The sequence below is a fragment of the Streptomyces monashensis genome (assembly GCF_001866665.1).
GTDB lineage: Bacteria > Actinomycetota > Actinomycetes > Streptomycetales > Streptomycetaceae > Streptomyces > Streptomyces monashensis.
On the sequence record NZ_MLYO01000007.1, the window covers coordinates 1 to 15,458 of the forward strand.

Annotated in this window: 12 protein-coding genes; 2 read left to right on the plus strand and 10 right to left on the minus strand. The window is 73.8% G+C overall.

What is annotated here, in order from left to right:
* Positions 1-357 precede the first annotated feature (357 nt).
* The gene (locus tag BIV23_RS50060) at positions 358-534 is read right to left on the minus strand and encodes a hypothetical protein (RefSeq protein ID WP_177235595.1); all 177 of its coding nucleotides are present in this window, start codon (positions 532-534) and stop codon (positions 358-360) included.
* Positions 535-1,132: 598 nt separating this feature from the next.
* Here BIV23_RS50060 and BIV23_RS00585 point away from each other — a divergent pair.
* Positions 1,133-2,557: a serine/threonine-protein kinase gene (locus BIV23_RS00585; RefSeq protein WP_245790265.1), complete on the plus strand. Its 1,425-nt coding sequence runs from the start codon at positions 1,133-1,135 to the stop codon at positions 2,555-2,557.
* 47 nt (positions 2,558-2,604) lie between these two features.
* On the opposite strand, the gene BIV23_RS00590 is transcribed toward BIV23_RS00585, so the two are convergent.
* The 9 genes from BIV23_RS00590 to BIV23_RS00630 all read right to left on the minus strand — a co-directional run bounded on the left by BIV23_RS00590 (position 2,605) and on the right by BIV23_RS00630 (position 15,029).
* Positions 2,605-3,423 (minus strand): TrmH family RNA methyltransferase, encoded by an 819-nt coding sequence (locus BIV23_RS00590; RefSeq protein ID WP_071378689.1) that lies wholly within the window; start codon positions 3,421-3,423, stop codon positions 2,605-2,607.
* Positions 3,424-3,512: 89 nt separating this feature from the next.
* Positions 3,513-4,745: a uroporphyrinogen-III C-methyltransferase gene (cobA, locus tag BIV23_RS00595; protein ID WP_071378690.1), complete on the minus strand. Its 1,233-nt coding sequence runs from the start codon at positions 4,743-4,745 to the stop codon at positions 3,513-3,515.
* Between the two features lie 141 nt (positions 4,746-4,886).
* Complete coding sequence (gene cobT, locus BIV23_RS00600; protein WP_071378691.1) at positions 4,887-8,756, minus strand: nicotinate-nucleotide--dimethylbenzimidazole phosphoribosyltransferase; 3,870 nt, start codon at positions 8,754-8,756, stop codon at positions 4,887-4,889.
* A 395-nt stretch (positions 8,757-9,151) separates the two neighbouring features.
* Positions 9,152-10,426: a precorrin-6y C5,15-methyltransferase (decarboxylating) subunit CbiE gene (cbiE, locus tag BIV23_RS00605; RefSeq protein ID WP_071378692.1), complete on the minus strand. Its 1,275-nt coding sequence runs from the start codon at positions 10,424-10,426 to the stop codon at positions 9,152-9,154.
* Positions 10,427-10,547: 121 nt separating this feature from the next.
* Positions 10,548-11,186, minus strand: coding sequence for a GNAT family N-acetyltransferase (locus tag BIV23_RS00610; RefSeq protein ID WP_071378693.1), 639 nt, complete (start codon positions 11,184-11,186; stop codon positions 10,548-10,550).
* 161 nt (positions 11,187-11,347) lie between these two features.
* Positions 11,348-12,184, minus strand: coding sequence for a MetQ/NlpA family ABC transporter substrate-binding protein (locus BIV23_RS00615; RefSeq protein WP_071378694.1), 837 nt, complete (start codon positions 12,182-12,184; stop codon positions 11,348-11,350).
* A gap of 66 nt (positions 12,185-12,250) precedes the next feature.
* A complete protein-coding gene (locus tag BIV23_RS00620) occupies positions 12,251-12,988 on the minus strand; it encodes a methionine ABC transporter permease (protein WP_071378695.1) in 738 nt (245 codons plus the stop codon).
* The gene (locus BIV23_RS00625; RefSeq protein ID WP_071378696.1) at positions 12,985-14,034 is read right to left on the minus strand and encodes a methionine ABC transporter ATP-binding protein; all 1,050 of its coding nucleotides are present in this window, start codon (positions 14,032-14,034) and stop codon (positions 12,985-12,987) included. Before BIV23_RS00625 ends, BIV23_RS00620 begins: the two co-directional genes overlap by 4 nt.
* Before the next feature lie 344 nt (positions 14,035-14,378).
* Positions 14,379-15,029: an HAD family hydrolase gene (locus BIV23_RS00630; RefSeq protein WP_071378697.1), complete on the minus strand. Its 651-nt coding sequence runs from the start codon at positions 15,027-15,029 to the stop codon at positions 14,379-14,381.
* A gap of 69 nt (positions 15,030-15,098) precedes the next feature.
* Between BIV23_RS00630 and BIV23_RS00635 the strand changes: the two genes are divergently transcribed.
* The gene (locus BIV23_RS00635; RefSeq protein WP_071378698.1) at positions 15,099-15,458 is read left to right on the plus strand and encodes a hypothetical protein; all 360 of its coding nucleotides are present in this window, start codon (positions 15,099-15,101) and stop codon (positions 15,456-15,458) included.

The following is a 15,458-nucleotide window of genomic DNA, read 5'->3' on the forward strand; positions in this document are numbered from 1 at the left end:
GGGGTGAGGGGTGAGCGTACGACGGTTGCGCCGGCGGGGGGGCGGGGGGACTGGAGGCGGGCAGGGGCCGGGACGCGCGGCGCGTGCCGTCGCCGCCGTCCTCCCTGCCCTGATGACATGGGCGCGGGACACCGCGCGACCGGCCGGGATCGGAGCCGCAGGCGTGTGCGGGCCCGGCCGACTCCTGCGGTGGGCGGACCGTGGGCGCGTGTGCGAGACCGGCCCCGGAACGGCGCAATGCCGGCGCAGCTCCCCAGCTGCGCCGGCATTCGTGCCGTCCGCCGCACCCCCGTCCCCACGGGGTTTCCTGGATGGATGTCCCCGCCCGGACCGCTCTTCCGGGCCTGGGGTCGCCGCTCAGCGCCCCAGCATCGCACCCACGGACGACGCCTGTGTGGCCACCGTCTCCCAGCCGTCGAAGACGAGCAGGAGCAGGGCCGCCAGGGGAAGGGCCATGAGCGTCGCCACCAGCGGGTGGCGACGGCCCGTACGACGGGGTGCGAACGACGTGCGCCGCGGTGCCGTGTGGGCCATGGTCCCTCTCCTGACCGTCTTGTGTTCTCGGAGCGGCGGGTGTCTGACCTCGGGGGACGAGTGCTGCACCCGCCGCTTGTCCACAAATCTAGGCGCGCGGCCCCCTGGGGGCGTCATGCCCTCGTACCGATTGCCGGGCCTCCCGGAGGATGAGCCGTGAGCTGGGGAGTACTCCCCAGGGTGGAGACAGCGGAGCGGGTCTCGGGGTCTTCCCTGAGGGGACGTCCGCCGTATCCCGTCATTTCCGGAGCATCCGGGTGCAGAAGGAGTGACTTCGATCACTCGGACGACGGGCGGGAGGGCTGCCGCGCCCGTCCCGCCGTCCGCCCGGTCGGCGGTTGACCGGTCGGCGCACGGCGGGCGTCCGGCGGGTTCACCGAACGGTGCCGACCGCCCTGACGCCGCTTCAACCCCCTTGTCCTGATTGCCGGTTGACAGCACGGGCCGCTCAAGGGTGCTGTCCGGTCCAGGGTGCTGACCCTGTCTCACATCAGGCGGACGGTCGGCACAATCCGTTCGGGCCGGAGGGCGCGGCCTCTGCGCGCCGACGGCCGTGGAAACGTAAGCTGTGCCACGTCACAGAGGCCGGGCAGCGGGGATGAACATGGCGATGATGCGCCTGAGGCGCGAGGACCCGCGCGTCGTCGGCTCGTTCAGGCTGCACCGACGGCTCGGCGCCGGCGGCATGGGCGTGGTCTACCTCGGCTCCGACAAGAAGGGGCAGCGCGTCGCGCTGAAGGTGATCCGGCCCGATCTGGCGGAGGACCAGGAGTTCCGGTCGCGGTTCGCCCGTGAGGTCTCGGCGGCCCGGCGCATCCGGGGCGGCTGTACGGCCCGGCTGGTCGCGGCCGACCTGGAGGCCGAGCGTCCCTGGTTCGCCACCCAGTACGTGCCCGGCCCCTCCCTGCACGACAAGGTCGCCGACGAGGGCCCGCTCGTCGCGGCCGACGCCGCCGCGATCGGCGCGGCCCTGTCCGAGGGCCTGGTCGCGGTGCACGAGGCCGGGGTCGTGCACCGGGATCTGAAACCCTCCAACATCCTGCTGTCCCCGAAGGGGCCGCGGATCATCGACTTCGGCATCGCCTGGGCCACCGGTGCCTCCACCCTCACGCACGTCGGCACGGCGGTCGGCTCCCCCGGCTTCCTCGCGCCCGAGCAGGTGCGCGGCGCGGCCGTCACCCCGGCCACCGACGTCTTCTCGCTGGGCGCGACGCTCGCCTACGCCTCCACCGGTGACTCCCCCTTCGGACAGGGCAGTTCCGAGGTGATGCTGTACCGGGTCGTGCACGAGGAGCCGCAGCTGTTCGGCGTGCCGGACGCGCTCGCGCCGCTGGTGCGGGCCTGTCTGGCGAAGGACCCCGAGGACCGGCCGAGCACGCTCCAGCTGTCGCTGCGGCTGAAGGAGATCGCCGCCCGTGAGGCGCACGGCATGGAGGCCGGCGTACGGCCGCCCGCGCCGCGCGCCGCGGAGGCGGACCGGCCCACGGGCCGGCTCGTCAACACCTACCCCGAGCAGCAGCAGACCCAGCGGCGCCCGGCCGCCGGCACCCCGGCGCCGCGCGGCGGTGTCCCCTCCCGGGGCGGCGGTGTGCCGCCCCGGAACGGGGCGCCCGCGCGCGGCGGCAGCAGCGCGCGCGGTGCGGGGGCCGGCGCGCGGCCGGGTACGGCTCGTCCGACACCCGCACCGCGCGGCGGCGTCCCGCGCGGCGGCGGCCGGCCCGCTCCGCGCGGCGGTACCGGGCGGCCGGGGCCGCGTGCGACGGGGACCGGACGGCGGCCGGCCAATCCGCGTCTGCTGCGGCAGCGGCTGTTCGTGTTCGTCGTGGTGACGCTGCTCGTGGCGCTCGGGATCGCGCTGGCGCAGGGCTGCCAGGGTCCGGCGCGCGGACTCGGCGGCGACGGCGACGGGCAGCGCGCCCAGCAGCTACGGCAGCAGCAGCCGCAGGCCGGGGGCCCGGCGGCGGACCGGGACGCGGCGGCTCCGCGGTACGGAGCGGCTCCGGACCCGGACGCCGGTCGGTGAGCGCCCGGCCGTAGGCGCCCGGCGGTGAGCGTCGGCCGGGGCGGCCGTCAGGACCGCGGGCGGCCGGTCGCCACCGCGTAGAACGCCACCGCCGCGGCCGCGCCCACGTTCAGCGAGTCGACGCCGTGGGACATGGGGATGCGCACCCATTCGTCGGCGGCGACCAGGGCCTGGGTGGAGAGCCCGTCCCCCTCGGCGCCGAGCATCAGGGCCACCCGGTCCATCGTGTGGGGGGCCGCCTCGTCGAGGGAGCGGGCCTTGTCGTCCGGGGTGAGCGCGAGGAGCGTGAAGCCGGCCTCGCGGACCGACTCCAGGCCCTTGGGCCAGGTCTCCAGGCGGGCGTACGGCACCGAGAACACCGCGCCCATCGAGACCTTGACGCTGCGCCGGTACAGCGGGTCGGCGCAGTCGGGCGACAGCAGGACGGCGTCCATGCCGAGCGCCGCGGCCGATCGGAAGATCGCGCCGATGTTCGTGTGGTCGTTCACCGACTCCATGACCACGACCCGGCGTGCGGAGCGCAGCAGTTCGCCGGCCGTGGGCAGCGGCTTGCGCTGCATGGAGGCGAGGGCGCCGCGGTGCACGTGGTAGCCGGTGACCTGTTCGGCGAGTTCGGGGCTCACGGCGTAGACGGGGGCGGGCAGTTCGTCGATGACGTCGCGCATGACGTCGATCCACTTGGCCGAGAGCAGCATGGAGCGCATCTCGTAGCCCGCTTCCTTGGCCCGGCGGATGACCTTCTCGCCCTCGGCGATGAACAGGCCTTCGGCGGGCTCGCGCTTGCGGCGCAGTTCGACGTCGGTCAGTCCGGTGTAGTCGGCGAGACGCGGGTCGTCGGGATCCTCGACGGTGATGAGAGAGGCCACAGGGTGATACTGCCTTGTCCTGGAGGTGCTGCCAACGGCTGGGGCGGGGGTGTGTTACCCCGGGTTACGCGTGATCGAGCCACGCATGGTCAGCGGGCCGGCGAGGGGCCGACCGTCACGACCTCGCCGATGACGATGACCGCCGGCGGCTTCACCTCCTCGGCGCGCACGGTCTCGGCGACCGTGGCGAGGGTGGCGTCGACGCGGCGCTGCGCGGCCGTCGTGCCTTCCTGGACCAGCGCGACGGGGGTGTCGGGGGACTTGCCGTGCGCGACGAGCGTCTCGGCGATCTTCCCGATCTTGTCGACGCCCATCAGGATCACGAGCGTGCCGGTGAGCTTCGCCAGCGACGGCCAGTCGGCCAGGGAGCGCTCGTCGTCGGGAGCCACATGACCGCTGACGACCGTGAACTCGTGGGCGACGCCCCGGTGGGTGACCGGGATGCCGGCCGCGCCGGGCACCGAGATCGAGCTGGAGATGCCGGGGACGACCGTGCACGGGATCCCGGCCTCGGCGAGCGCCTGGACCTCCTCCATGCCCCGGCCGAAGACGAACGGGTCGCCGCCCTTGAGCCGGACGACCGACTTGCCCTGCTTGGCGTGCTCGATCAGCGCGTCGTTGATGGCCTCCTGGGCCATGTAACGGCCGTACGGGATCTTCGCCGCGTCGATCACCTCGACGTGCGGCGGCAGTTCGGCGAGCAGGTCGCGCGGGCCGAGCCGGTCGGCGATGACGACGTCCGCCTCGGCGAGCAGGCGGCGCCCGCGGACCGTGATCAGGTCGGGGTCGCCGGGGCCGCCGCCGACCAGGGCGACGCCGGGCGTACGGGTGCGGTGGTGCGGTGCCACCAGGGTTCCGTCGCGCAGGCCTTCGACCACCGCGTCGCGGATGGCGGCGGTGTGCCGGGGGTCGCGGCCGCGCGCGTCCGTGGTGAGTACCGCGACCGTGACGCCCTCGCTGTGACCGGTCGCCGGGGTCCAGGCGGTCGCCCGGTCGGCGTCGTCGGAGCGCACGCACCAGACGCGGTGGCGCTCGGCCTCGGCGGAGGCGGCCGAGTTGGCCTCCGGGTCGCTCGTGGCGATGAGGGCGTACCAGGCCTCGGCGAGGTCGCCGTCGGCGTAGGGCCGCCGCTCCCAGGTGATCTCGCCCGCGTCCGCCATGGCCTCGACCGAGGGGGTCGCCCGCGGGGAGACGACGGTGATGTCCGCGCCCGCCGCGATGAGCGCGGGCAGACGGCGCTGGGCCACCTGCCCGCCACCCAGGACGACCACGCGGCGGCCGGAAAGGCGGAGGCCTACGGGGTAGGCGGGGTGTTCGGCCATGAGGGGCGGCTCCTCGTGCAGCTGTGCGGTGGGGGCCCGCTGCACCTTCGGAGCGGCCCTGACGTGCGATTTTAGCTGTGCGTGGGACACAGGGCACGGGCGGTCCGGCAGGTGAACACCGGACCGCCCGTGCCGTGCCGCCTACTTCTCGGTGACCCCTGCCGAGTCGAACGTCGCCACCTCGTGCATCGCCCGGGCCGTGCTCTGGACCAGCGGGAGGGCCAGGAGGGCGCCCGTACCCTCGCCGAGGCGCAGGTCCAGGTCCACCAGGGGGCGCAGGCCCAGCTTGTTGAGGGCGGCCACGTGGCCCGGTTCGGCGCTGCGGTGGCCCGCGATGCAGGCCGCGAGCACCTCGGGGGCGATGGCGCGGGCGACCAGGGCCGCGGCACCGGCGCTGACACCGTCCAGGATCACCGGCGTACGCAGCGAGGCGCCGCCGAGGAGGAGGCCGACCATGGCCGCGTGCTCGAAGCCGCCGAGGGCCGCGAGGACGCCGAGCGGGTCGGCCGGGTCCGGCTGGTGGAGTTCCAGCGCCCGGCGCACGACCTCGGTCTTGCGGGCCAGCGTCTCGTCGTTGATGCCCGTGCCACGACCCGTGACCTCCGCCGGATCGGCGCCGGTGTAGACCGAGATCAGCGCGGCGGACGCGGTCGTGTTCGCGATGCCCATCTCGCCGGTGAGCAGCGCCTTGTTGCCGGCCGCGACCAGGTCGCGAGCGGTCTCGATACCGACCTCGATGGCCGCCTTGGCCTCCTCGCGGGTCATCGCGGGGCCGGTGGTCATGTCGGACGTGCCGCCCCGGATCTTGCGGGGCAGCAGGCCGGGCGTGGCGGGCAGGTCGGCGGCGACACCGACGTCCACGACGCACACCTCGGCGCCGACCTGCGCGGCGAAGGCGTTGCAGACCGCTCCCCCGCCGAGGAAGTTGGCCACCATCTGGGCCGTGACCTCCTGCGGCCAGGGGGTGACGCCCTGGGCGTGCACCCCGTGGTCGCCTGCGAAGATGGCGACGGCGGCAGGCTCCGGGATCGGCGGCGGGCACTGCCGGGACAGCCCGGACAGCTGCGCGGAGATGATCTCCAGCATGCCGAGCGCGCCGGCCGGCTTGGTCATGCGCTTCTGGCGCTCCCAGGCCTCGCCGAGGGCCTTGGCGTCGAGCGGGCGGATCTGGGCGACGGTCTCGGCAAGCAGGTCGTGGGGTTCCTCTCCGGGCAGGGCGCGGCGGCCGTACGTCTCCTCGTGCACCACCCAGGACAGCGGGCGTCGCTTGGACCAGCCGGCCTGCATCAGCTCGGGCTCGTCCGGGAACTCGTCGACGTACCCGACGCACAGGTACGCGACGACCTCCAGGTGCTCGGGCAGGCCGAGCGCGCGGACCATCTCCCGCTCGTCGAAGAAGCTGACCCAGCCGACGCCGAGGCCTTCGGCGCGGGCGGCGAGCCAGAGGTTCTCCACCGCGAGCGCCGAGGAGTAGGGCGCCATCTGCGGCTGCGTGTGACGGCCGAGGGTGTGGCGGCCGCCCCGGGTGGGGTCCGCGGTGACGACGATGTTGACCGGGGTGTCGAGGATGGCCTCGATCTTCAGTTCCTTGAACTGCTTGGCCCGGCCCTTCGGCAGCGACTTGGCGTACGCGTCGCGCTGCCGCATCGCCAGTTCGTGCATCGTCCGCCGGGTGTCGGCGGAGCGGATGACGACGAAGTCCCAGGGCTGCGAGTGGCCCACGGAGGGCGCCGTGTGGGCGGCCTCCAGGACGCGCAGCAGCACCTCGTGCGGGATGGGGTCGCTGCGGAAGCCGTTGCGGATGTCGCGGCGTTCGCGCATCACCTTCAGGACGGCCTCGCGCTCGGCGTCGTCGTAGCCGGGCGCGGCCGGGCCGGCGGGCTGTCGTGCTTCCGCCACTGCGGCCGTGTCCTCTTCTTCCTGGTCGGCGGCCCTGGTCCGGAGGTCCTCCGCGTGCTGTACGACATCGGGCGCGTGCCCCGCGTCCGGCGCCGCGGATGCGAGGGCCTGGTCCCCCTCGCGCGGTGCGGGCACCGTGGGCACCGCCTGCTGCGGCTCCTCCGTGGGCAGGACGAGGGGGTACGGCGGGGTCGGCGCCAGGTGCGGGGTGGTGGGCACCTGCCCGTCGACGGCCACGAACTGTCCGAGCGGCTGCTCCGGCCGCGGCTCCGCCGCTACGTGCGAGGGCAGCGGCTCGGCCTGCTCGGCCTCGGCGGCGGCCGGGACCTGGGCCTGCGGCTCGGCGACGTTTCCGATGGGCTCGGGCTCCGCGCCGGCCGGGGCGGCGGGCGCTTCGGGGGTGGCGACCGGCCCGGGAGCGACGATGTCCTGTGCGGCCGCCTCGGGCTGCGGCTGCGACTCGACGGCGGCGGGCTGGGCCTGCTGCTCCGCGGCCGGCTGTGCTGCCTCGGGCACCGCCTGGGCCTCGGGCGCGGCGGACACGAGGGGCGGGACGGGTTCGGCCAGTTGCGGGCCCTGGGCCGGGTAGGGCTGCGGCTCGGGCGCCGCGGGAACGTCGGCGGCGGGCGCGGGGGCCTCGGCGGCGGGCGCGGTCGGCACCGCGGCCTCGACTTCCGCGGCTTCCGCCGCTTGCGCCGCCTCCGGAGCGTGCGCGGCCGGCTGCTCGGGCGCCGGCACGGCCTCGACGGGCGGTACGACGTCGGCGGCGGGGGTGCTCGGTTCGGGCCGCGCCGGGGTGACGGCCTCCGGGGCGACGGCCGCAGCCGCCTCCGCCTCGGCAGGCGCGACGGGCGCGGCGGGCACGGCAGCGGCAACGGGGGCCTCGGCGACCGGCACGGCCTGCGCCTCTGCACCCTGCTCGGGGGCCGCGGCCTGCTGGGCCGCACCGGCGGCCTGCACGGGCTCGGCGCCCTCGACGGCCTGAGCCTCCTCGGGCGGTTGCACCACCACGGCGTCGACCGGGGCGGCGGGCTGCGCGGCCTCGGCGACGACGGGTGCTGCCTCGGCGGGGGCCTGCTCGGCCGCGCCGCTCTCCGGTGCCACCACGGCCACCTCGACCTTCTCGGGAGCCGCGACGACGGCCGGAGCCACGTAGACCCCGTCGTGGGCGGCCGCGGGCTGCACACCGTCGTGACCGTGCACGACCGGCGCGGCGGCGAGCGCGTCGCCGGCCGTCTGCCTCGCGACCGGGGCGACGGCGGCCTGGTCGGCGCCGGCCGAGGGATCCGCGGCGTCCACGGCGGCGACCGCGGCCTCCGCGGGCACGGCGGCGGCCTCCATCGGAACCGCCGCTTCCGCCGGGATCACACCCTCTGCCGGAACCGCGACACCCGCGGGCACGGCGTCGTTCGCCGGAGCCACGGACTCGACCGGAACCGCGGTCCCGGCCTCCGCCGCGTCCACCGCGAGGGCGGCATCCGCCGCGACACCGGCGTCCGGTGTGACGACCGCCGGATCAACCGTTTCCGCAGCCGGGGCCGATGCGGGCGCCTCGGCCACCGGCGCGGGCGCCGTACCCCAGGGGACCGCGTTCTGCGGGCCCGTCTCGCCCAGCGGCTGGGCGTCGAGATACTCGGGGCCGACCGGTGCCGGGGCGGGCTGGCGCACCGGTGCGCCGGCCGGGCCGCGGTCGGCGAGGGAGCGGACCGGGCTGGCGGAGGCGTCCGGGATCGGCGGGCCGAGGTGCAGCGGGCGGCGCGGCGGCTGCGCGGCGGCCTGCGGATCCTGCGGCGCGGAGAAGACGGGGGCCGCCGGCGCGGACACCGGGGCCGGGTCGGGCAGCCGGACGCCGCCGAGGTCCACGGAACCGCTGTCACGGCCGGCCGTCTCGTGCGGACCCGGCTCGTGCACGGCTTCCAGGACCGGCTCCGGAGCGGGCGGCGGTACCTCGTTGCCCCACGCGCCCTGGGCGCCGGGCAGCAGCAGCTCTTCGTCCTCGGCGGGCGCTTCGGAGAGGTAGGTGTACGCACCGTGCGCGGCGACGCCCGGCTGCTCCACCATGCCTGCGCTCTCCGGCTGTCCCTCGCCCGGGACCTGGCCGGTGTCGGTCATGCGTACCCCTCGCCCATCGGTTAGTGCTCTCCTACGACCAGCTCATGCGGAACGGCGCACCGACCGCCCGCAGTGAAGAACGAGCGTCCGTGCCCAGCGGCACGAACGACCCGCCGGAAAAGGCGACAAAGCCATTCAGTGGCATTGTCCCGGCCGTTGCGCCGTCGCGACAGCATGATCCGCCGCAGTCCGCTGTGGACTGCGCCACGTTGCGCGTCCTCCGGTTCCGCAGTACCACACCCACCCCAAAACGGGCGCGCTTTCCGGACATTGGCGAACGAAGTTCCGGGCCGCCCGGTGCGGTACAACGATCGGCCAGCCTACCGCGCGCGGTACGACAACACGATCACGGGGCGCGTTCCGGGAGGGCCCGCCCGCCTCCCGACCACCACCCCTCAACGAGGCGCTTCGCGCCGCAGCAGTTCTCCGGTGAGCAGGAAGGCGACGCTGCGCTCGGTCTCGGTCCAGGCGCGGGTGTCGAGGGCAACCGACTGGAGCAGGGCGCACTCGACCCGGTAGCCGTGCTCGGTCAGGTCGCGGCCGACGAGTTCGGCGGCGTCCCGGGTCGCGGCATGGGTGACGATGCGCTGTGGGCGCCGGTCGGCGACCGCGGAGACGACAGCCGCGCCGCCCCCGCCGACGCGTACGACATCGGGCTCGGGCAGGTTCTCCAGCACGTGCGGGGCGGTACCCCGGACCACCTGGAGCTGCACGCCGCAGCGGCGGGCGGCCGCGTCGGTGCGGACGCAGGCCTCCTGGTCCCGGTCGACGGCGATGACGGCGGCTCCGGCGCGCGCGGCCTCGGCGGCGAAGGCACCGGAGCCGCAGCCGATGTCCCAGACGAGGTCGCCGACCCGGGGCCCGAGCCGGGCGAGTTGGGCGGCGCGCAGCAGTTCCGTCTCGCCCTCGCCGAGACCACCGGCGGGACCGCGACCGGGCTCGCCACCGGGGCCGCCCTCGGGCCCGGCGACGTAGAACTCGTCGGGCTGGACCCAGCCGCGCGGGCCGATGCCGGGGTCGCGGCCGGCGATCCAGCCGCCGCCCTCCCCCGGGACACCTCCCGCGGCGGGCCCGCCGATGACGATGACGACGTTGGGGTCGCGCCAGGTGTGGTCGGCGGCCTTGTCGGAAGTGACGACGCTGACCTGCTCGCGTTCGGTGCCGAGTTCCTCGCAGATGACGAAGGTGCGGTGGACGCCGTCGAGCAGCAGGCCGAGTTCGGCGGGGCCGGCGCCGGGCGAGGTGAGGACCGCGACCTTGGTGTGGGCGCGGCAGACGTTCACCGCGCGGCGCAGGGTGCGCCGGTGGGCGACGACGACCTGGGCGTCGTCCCAGGGCATGCCGGCGCGTGCGAAGGCGGCGGCGACGGAGGAGACGGCGGGGACGACCTCGACCTCCAGGCCGTACTCCGGCGCGCGCAGGGTGCGCACCACGCCGAAGAAACCGGGGTCGCCGTCGGCGAGCACGACGGCGGTGCCGCGGTGCGCGGCGATGCGGCGGGCGGCGAGTGCGACGCTTCCCAGGCGGATGCGTTCGGCGGCGAGCGGGACCTCGGGCAGGGCCAGATGGTGGGCGGCGCCCGCCACGAGCGTGGCGGCGCCGAGCGCGGCGCGTGCCGTCGCGGTCAGCGGCGAGCCGTCCCAGCCGATCACCGTCACCCGGTCGGCCATGGTCGTCAGTCTCCAGGTTTTCGCAGGTCGTCAGGGGTACGGGCCCATGGTGGGGCTGGTTGAGACTACCCGGTGGAGCTGTCGGACGCGCGCCGGGGCGAGCCCGCACACCGCCCGGACGTCAGTTCCAGTCGGCGTACGTGGCGAATCCGCCGGTGTCGGCGAGCTGCTCGTCGGCGCCCTCGAGGTCCTCCGGGAGGAGGCTCCAGACGATGTAGTCGCTGCGCACGTCGCTCCAGGTGTCGTCGTCGCCGCGGACGTGGACTATGCAGGCGTTGCGCAGGACGCCCTCGCTGATGGAGCCGATCTTCTGGGCGACCTGCTGGGCGGCGGTGTTGTCGGCGGCGGTGCGCAGCTCGATGCGCTCGAACTTCTGGTCGTCGAAGAGCCAGTGCGCGGTGGCGAGCGCGGCCTCGGACGCGTAGCCCTCGCCGCGGGCCCAGGGCGCGATGATGTACGACATCTCGGTGGAGCGTACCTGCCAGTTGGTCCTGGCGAGCTGGACGATGCCGACCAGGCGCTGGGTGAGGAACTCGGTGACGGCGAGGTCGAGGCCGCGGCCGGCGATGCGTTCGGCGGGGGCGTAGCGGGTGATCCAGTGGCGGGCCCGGTCCTCGCCGTACGGCTGCGGGACGGCGGTCCAGGCGCCGACCTGCTCGTCGTTCATCATCTCGGCCAGGGCGGGCGCGTCGTCCACGTCGAGGGGACGCAGCACCAACCGCTCCGTGCTGATGGAGATGTTGGGGAAGGTGCTAGTCATGCGCCACTCCGTAACCTTCGGAAGACTTGAGAGGCCGTCAGGGCCGGGCCCGCTGAACTGCCCAGCATGCAGCATGAAACCACTCGACCGCACGACGGGGTCCACTCCCGCGGTGCTGCGGGAGCGGACCCCGTGCGGGTCGCGGCGGCGCGGACGGACCGTCAGCCCTGGGTCACCGGCAGGACGGAGCCCTGGTACTTGTCCTCGATGAACTTCCTGACCTCGGGCGAGACGAGGAGCTTGGCGAGCTTCTTGACGCGCGGGTCGTTCTCGTTGCCCTTCTTCACGGCGAGGAAGTTGGCGTACGGGTTGTTCTTCGTCGACTCCAGCAGGATCGCGTCCTTGGCGGGCTTGAGACCGGCGGAGATGGCGTAGTTGCCGTTCACCACGGCGGCGTCGACGTCGTCCAGGGAGCGCGGGGTCTGGGCCGCCTCGACCTCCTTGAACTGGAGGTGCTTGGGGTTCTTGGCGATGTCCTGGGGGGTGGCCTCGTCGCCGGTGCCGGACTTGAGGGTGATGAGCCCGTTGTCGGCGAGCAGCTTGAGGGCGCGGCCCTCGTTGACGGCGTCGTTCGGGACGGCGACGGTCGCACCGCTCTTCAGCGCGTCGGCCTTCTTGACCTTGTGGGAGTACAGGCCGAGCGGCTCCAGGTGCACCGTGACGACGGGCACGATGTGGGTGCCGCGCTTCTTGTTGAAGTCGTCCAGGTACGGCTGGTTCTGGAAGTAGTTGGCGTCCACCGAGCCGTCCTCGGTCGCCGTGTTCGGCGCGATGTAGTCGGTGAACTCCTTGACCTCCAGGTCGAGGCCCGCCTTCTTCGCCAGGTTCTTCTTGACGAAGTCGAGGATCTCGGCGTGCGGGGTCGGGCTGGCGGCGACGACCAGCGGGCCGCTGTAGTCGTGGGAGCCGGAGGAGTTGCCGGAGCCGCAGGCGGAGAGTCCGAAGGTGAGGGCTCCGGCGGCGAGGACGGCGGTGGTGAGCTTGGCGGTGTTACGCACGAAAAGTGCCTTTCCTTATGGGTGGTGCGACCCCGTGTACGGGTGAACGGGGGGACTGAGGGGGTGTCAGGCGGCCTTGCTGACGTCGGCCGCGGCCGACTCCTTCGCCTTCAGCAGGCGGAGCCTCGGCGCGGGGCCGGAGCGGGCGCCGCGGCTGTGCAGGGAACGGGCCGCGAAGTCGCCCGCGAACTGGATGAGGGAGATGGCGACGGCGAGGATCGCGACGGTGATCCACATCATCTGGGTCTCGAAGCGCTGGTAGCCGTAGCGGACGGCGAGGTCGCCGAGCCCGCCGCCGCCGACGGTGCCGGCCATGGCGGAGTAGCCGATGAGGGCGATGATCGTGGTGGTGGTGCTGGCGATCAGCGACGGCAGGGCCTCGGGGACGAGGACCTTGCGGACGATCGTCCAGGTGCTGCCGCCCATGGACTGCACGGCCTCGACGAGTCCGTTGTCCACCTCGCGGACAGCCGTCTCGACCAGGCGCGCGAAGAAGGGGATGCCGCCGATGGCGAGCGGCACGATCGCGGCGGTCGTCCCGATCGTCGTCCCGGTGACCCAGCGCGTGAAGGTCATCAGCGCGACCATCAGGATGATGAACGGCATCGACCGGCCGACGTTCACGATCTGGCCGATCACCTTGTTGACGACGACGTTCTGCACCAGACCGCCCCGGTCCGTGAGGACGAGGAGGACGCCGAGCGGCAGGCCCACGGCGACGGCTATCAGGGTGGACCAGACCACCATCGTGAGCGTGTCGGTACAGGCCTGCGACAGCAGCGGCTGCATCTCGGACCAGGTCACTTGGCACCTTCCTTCACCAGCACGGACTCCGGGCCCCGGCCCTCGTCGCCGACGACGTCGATCTGCAGGCCCCGCTCGCGCAGGAAGCCGATCGGAACCACGTTGTCCTCGTAGCGGCCGGGCAGTTCGATGCGCATGCGGCCGATCTGGAGGCCGCCGACGGTGTCGATGGCGGCGCCGAGGATCGAGATGTCGACGTTGTAGGTGCGCGCCAGCTGGGAGATGACCGGCTGGGTGGCGGCCTCGCCGTGGAAGGTGACGTCGAGGACGGTGCGGTCGTCGCCCGTGCGCTCGCCGCTCACCGGGAACAGCGCGGCGGCCAGTTCGGAGCCCGGGGTGGCCAGCAGTTCGCTGACCGTGCCGTGTTCCACGATCCGGCCCCGCTCCATGAGGGCGGCGGAGTCGCAGATGGACTTCACGACGTCCATCTCGTGGGTGATGAGCAGGACGGTCAGGCCGAGCTGGCGGTTGAGGTCGCGCAGCAGCTGGAGGATGGAGCGGGTGGTCTCCGGGTCGAGGGCGCTGGTGGCCTCGTCGGAGAGCAGCACCTTGGGGTCGCCGGCCAGGGCGCGGGCGATGCCGACGCGCTGCTTCTGGCCGCCGGAGAGCTGGGCGGGGAAGGCCTTGGCCTTGTCGGCGAGGCCGACCAGGTCGAGGAGTTCGAGCGCCCTGCGGGAGCGCTCCTTGCCGGAGGTGCCGAGGATCTCCAGCGGCAGCTCGACGTTGTCCTGCACGGTGCGTGTGGACAGCAGGTTGAAGTGCTGGAAGACCATGCCGACACGGCTGCGCGCCTGGCGCAGTTCCCGGCCGGCGCGCGGGCCGCGGCCGGCCAGGGCGGTGAGGTCCTGTCCGGCGACGGTCACGGTGCCGGAGGTGGGGCGCTCCAGCAGGTTGACGCAGCGGATGAGGGAGGACTTGCCGGCGCCTGACTGGCCGATGACGCCGTAGACCTCGCCTTCGCGGACGTGGAGATCGACGCCGTCGAGGGCGGTGACCTCTCGGCCGCGGGAGCGGTAGACCTTGGTCAGGCCCGAGGTGGTGATCACAGGATTTCCGTCACTGTCGAGTGCGCGGGCGTGGGTGTGCCCGGGCACGGGTGCATGCGGTTTCGGCATGGCGGGTGGTCGTGCGTCTCGTACGGCCTACGGCGCACGGACATGCCACGGCTCTCGCTTCGGGGCGCGAGGCTCAGCTGATGCGGGGGCCCTCTAGAAGGCGCACATTCGACACATCAGGCGACACATACAACGAGCACCGGGCGTCATGGTCGCCTCGGTCGCAAGGGTGCGGCAGCTCGTCGTGGTCATGCGGCAAGTAAAGCAGACGGTCACTCCTGACCGGTCGCCGCTGTCCGCATAGTGGACAGCGGCGGACAGTGCGGGACCGGGCCTCAGTCGCGGACGGAGATCTCCAGGCCCGCGTCGGTGACCAGTGCGGACAAGGCCGACAGGTCGCGCACGACGAGGTCGGCGGCCAGCTCTTCGGCCCGGTGGGTTGTGGCCAACGCCACGGTGGTCATCCCGGCGGCGCGGCCCGCCTGGAGCCCGGCCGGGGCGTCCTCGAAGACGACGCAGCGGGCGGGGTCGACGCCCAGCTGCCGGGCGGCGAGGAGGTAGGGCTCGGGGTCGGGCTTGCCCCGCGTGATGTCGTCGGCGGCGATCAGCGTCTTGGGCAGGATGCCGACGGCGTCGAGCCGGGCCTCGGCCAGCCGCCGGGTGGCCGAGGTGACGACGGCCCAGCGCTCGGCGGGCAGACCCGCCAGAAACTCGCTCGTGCCGGGCAGCAGCCGGACGCCTCCGTTCGGCACGTCCTCGACCTCCAACTGCTCGACCCTGGCGACCGCTTCGGGCACGACGTGGGCGGGCAGCAGGTCGGCGACTATCTCGGCGGCGGGCCGCCCGTGCAGCTCCACGCGCCCGAAGTCCTCGGCCGTGATCCCGTACTCCCGGGCCCACCGGGCCCAGCAGCGCTCGACGGAGTCGAGGGAGGAGACGAGGGTGCCGTCGTTGTCGAAGAGGAGGGCCTGTGCGTGGATCGTCATGGTCTAGACCCTACGGCGTACGGCGGGGTCGGCGGCCGGCGCCCGTTTCGGCCGTAATAAGGTCTCCGCATGCTCAATGCCCTGACGCTGGTGACCGGGATCGCCGCGCTGCTGCTCGCCGCGTGGTGCGGCTGGGCCGCGTACCGCGACCAGCCGACCAAGGACTGGCACTTCATCGGCATGGCCGTGGTGTCGGTCCTGGCCGTGCTCCAGCTGGTGATCGGGATCGTGCAGCTGGTGCGGGGCGAGAAGCCGGAACAGGGTACGACGATCTTCGTGGCGTATCTGCTGGGAGCGTTCGCCTGTGTGCCGGCGGCGGGGATGATGTCGCTGGCCGAGCGGACCCGGTGGGGCTCGGTGACGGCGGCCGCCGGCGGTGTGGTGCTGGCCGTGCTGGAGGTGCGGCTCTATGACATCTGGGGAGGCTGA

Excerpts from the sequence above, each read along its gene's own strand:
- BIV23_RS50060 (WP_177235595.1), bottom strand. The coding sequence starts at position 534 with ATGGCCCACACGGCACCGCGGCGCACGTCGTTCGCACCCCGTCGTACG.
- BIV23_RS00585 (WP_245790265.1), top strand. The coding sequence starts at position 1,133 with ATGAACATGGCGATGATGCGCCTGAGGCGCGAGGACCCGCGCGTCGTC.
- cobA (WP_071378690.1), bottom strand. The coding sequence starts at position 4,745 with ATGGCCGAACACCCCGCCTACCCCGTAGGCCTCCGCCTTTCCGGCCGC.
- cobT (WP_071378691.1), bottom strand. The coding sequence starts at position 8,756 with ATGACCGACACCGGCCAGGTCCCGGGCGAGGGACAGCCGGAGAGCGCA.
- cbiE (WP_071378692.1), bottom strand. The coding sequence starts at position 10,426 with ATGGCCGACCGGGTGACGGTGATCGGCTGGGACGGCTCGCCGCTGACC.
- BIV23_RS00610 (WP_071378693.1), bottom strand. The coding sequence starts at position 11,186 with ATGACTAGCACCTTCCCCAACATCTCCATCAGCACGGAGCGGTTGGTG.
- BIV23_RS00630 (WP_071378697.1), bottom strand. The coding sequence starts at position 15,029 with ATGACGATCCACGCACAGGCCCTCCTCTTCGACAACGACGGCACCCTC.
- BIV23_RS00635 (WP_071378698.1), top strand. The coding sequence starts at position 15,099 with ATGCTCAATGCCCTGACGCTGGTGACCGGGATCGCCGCGCTGCTGCTC.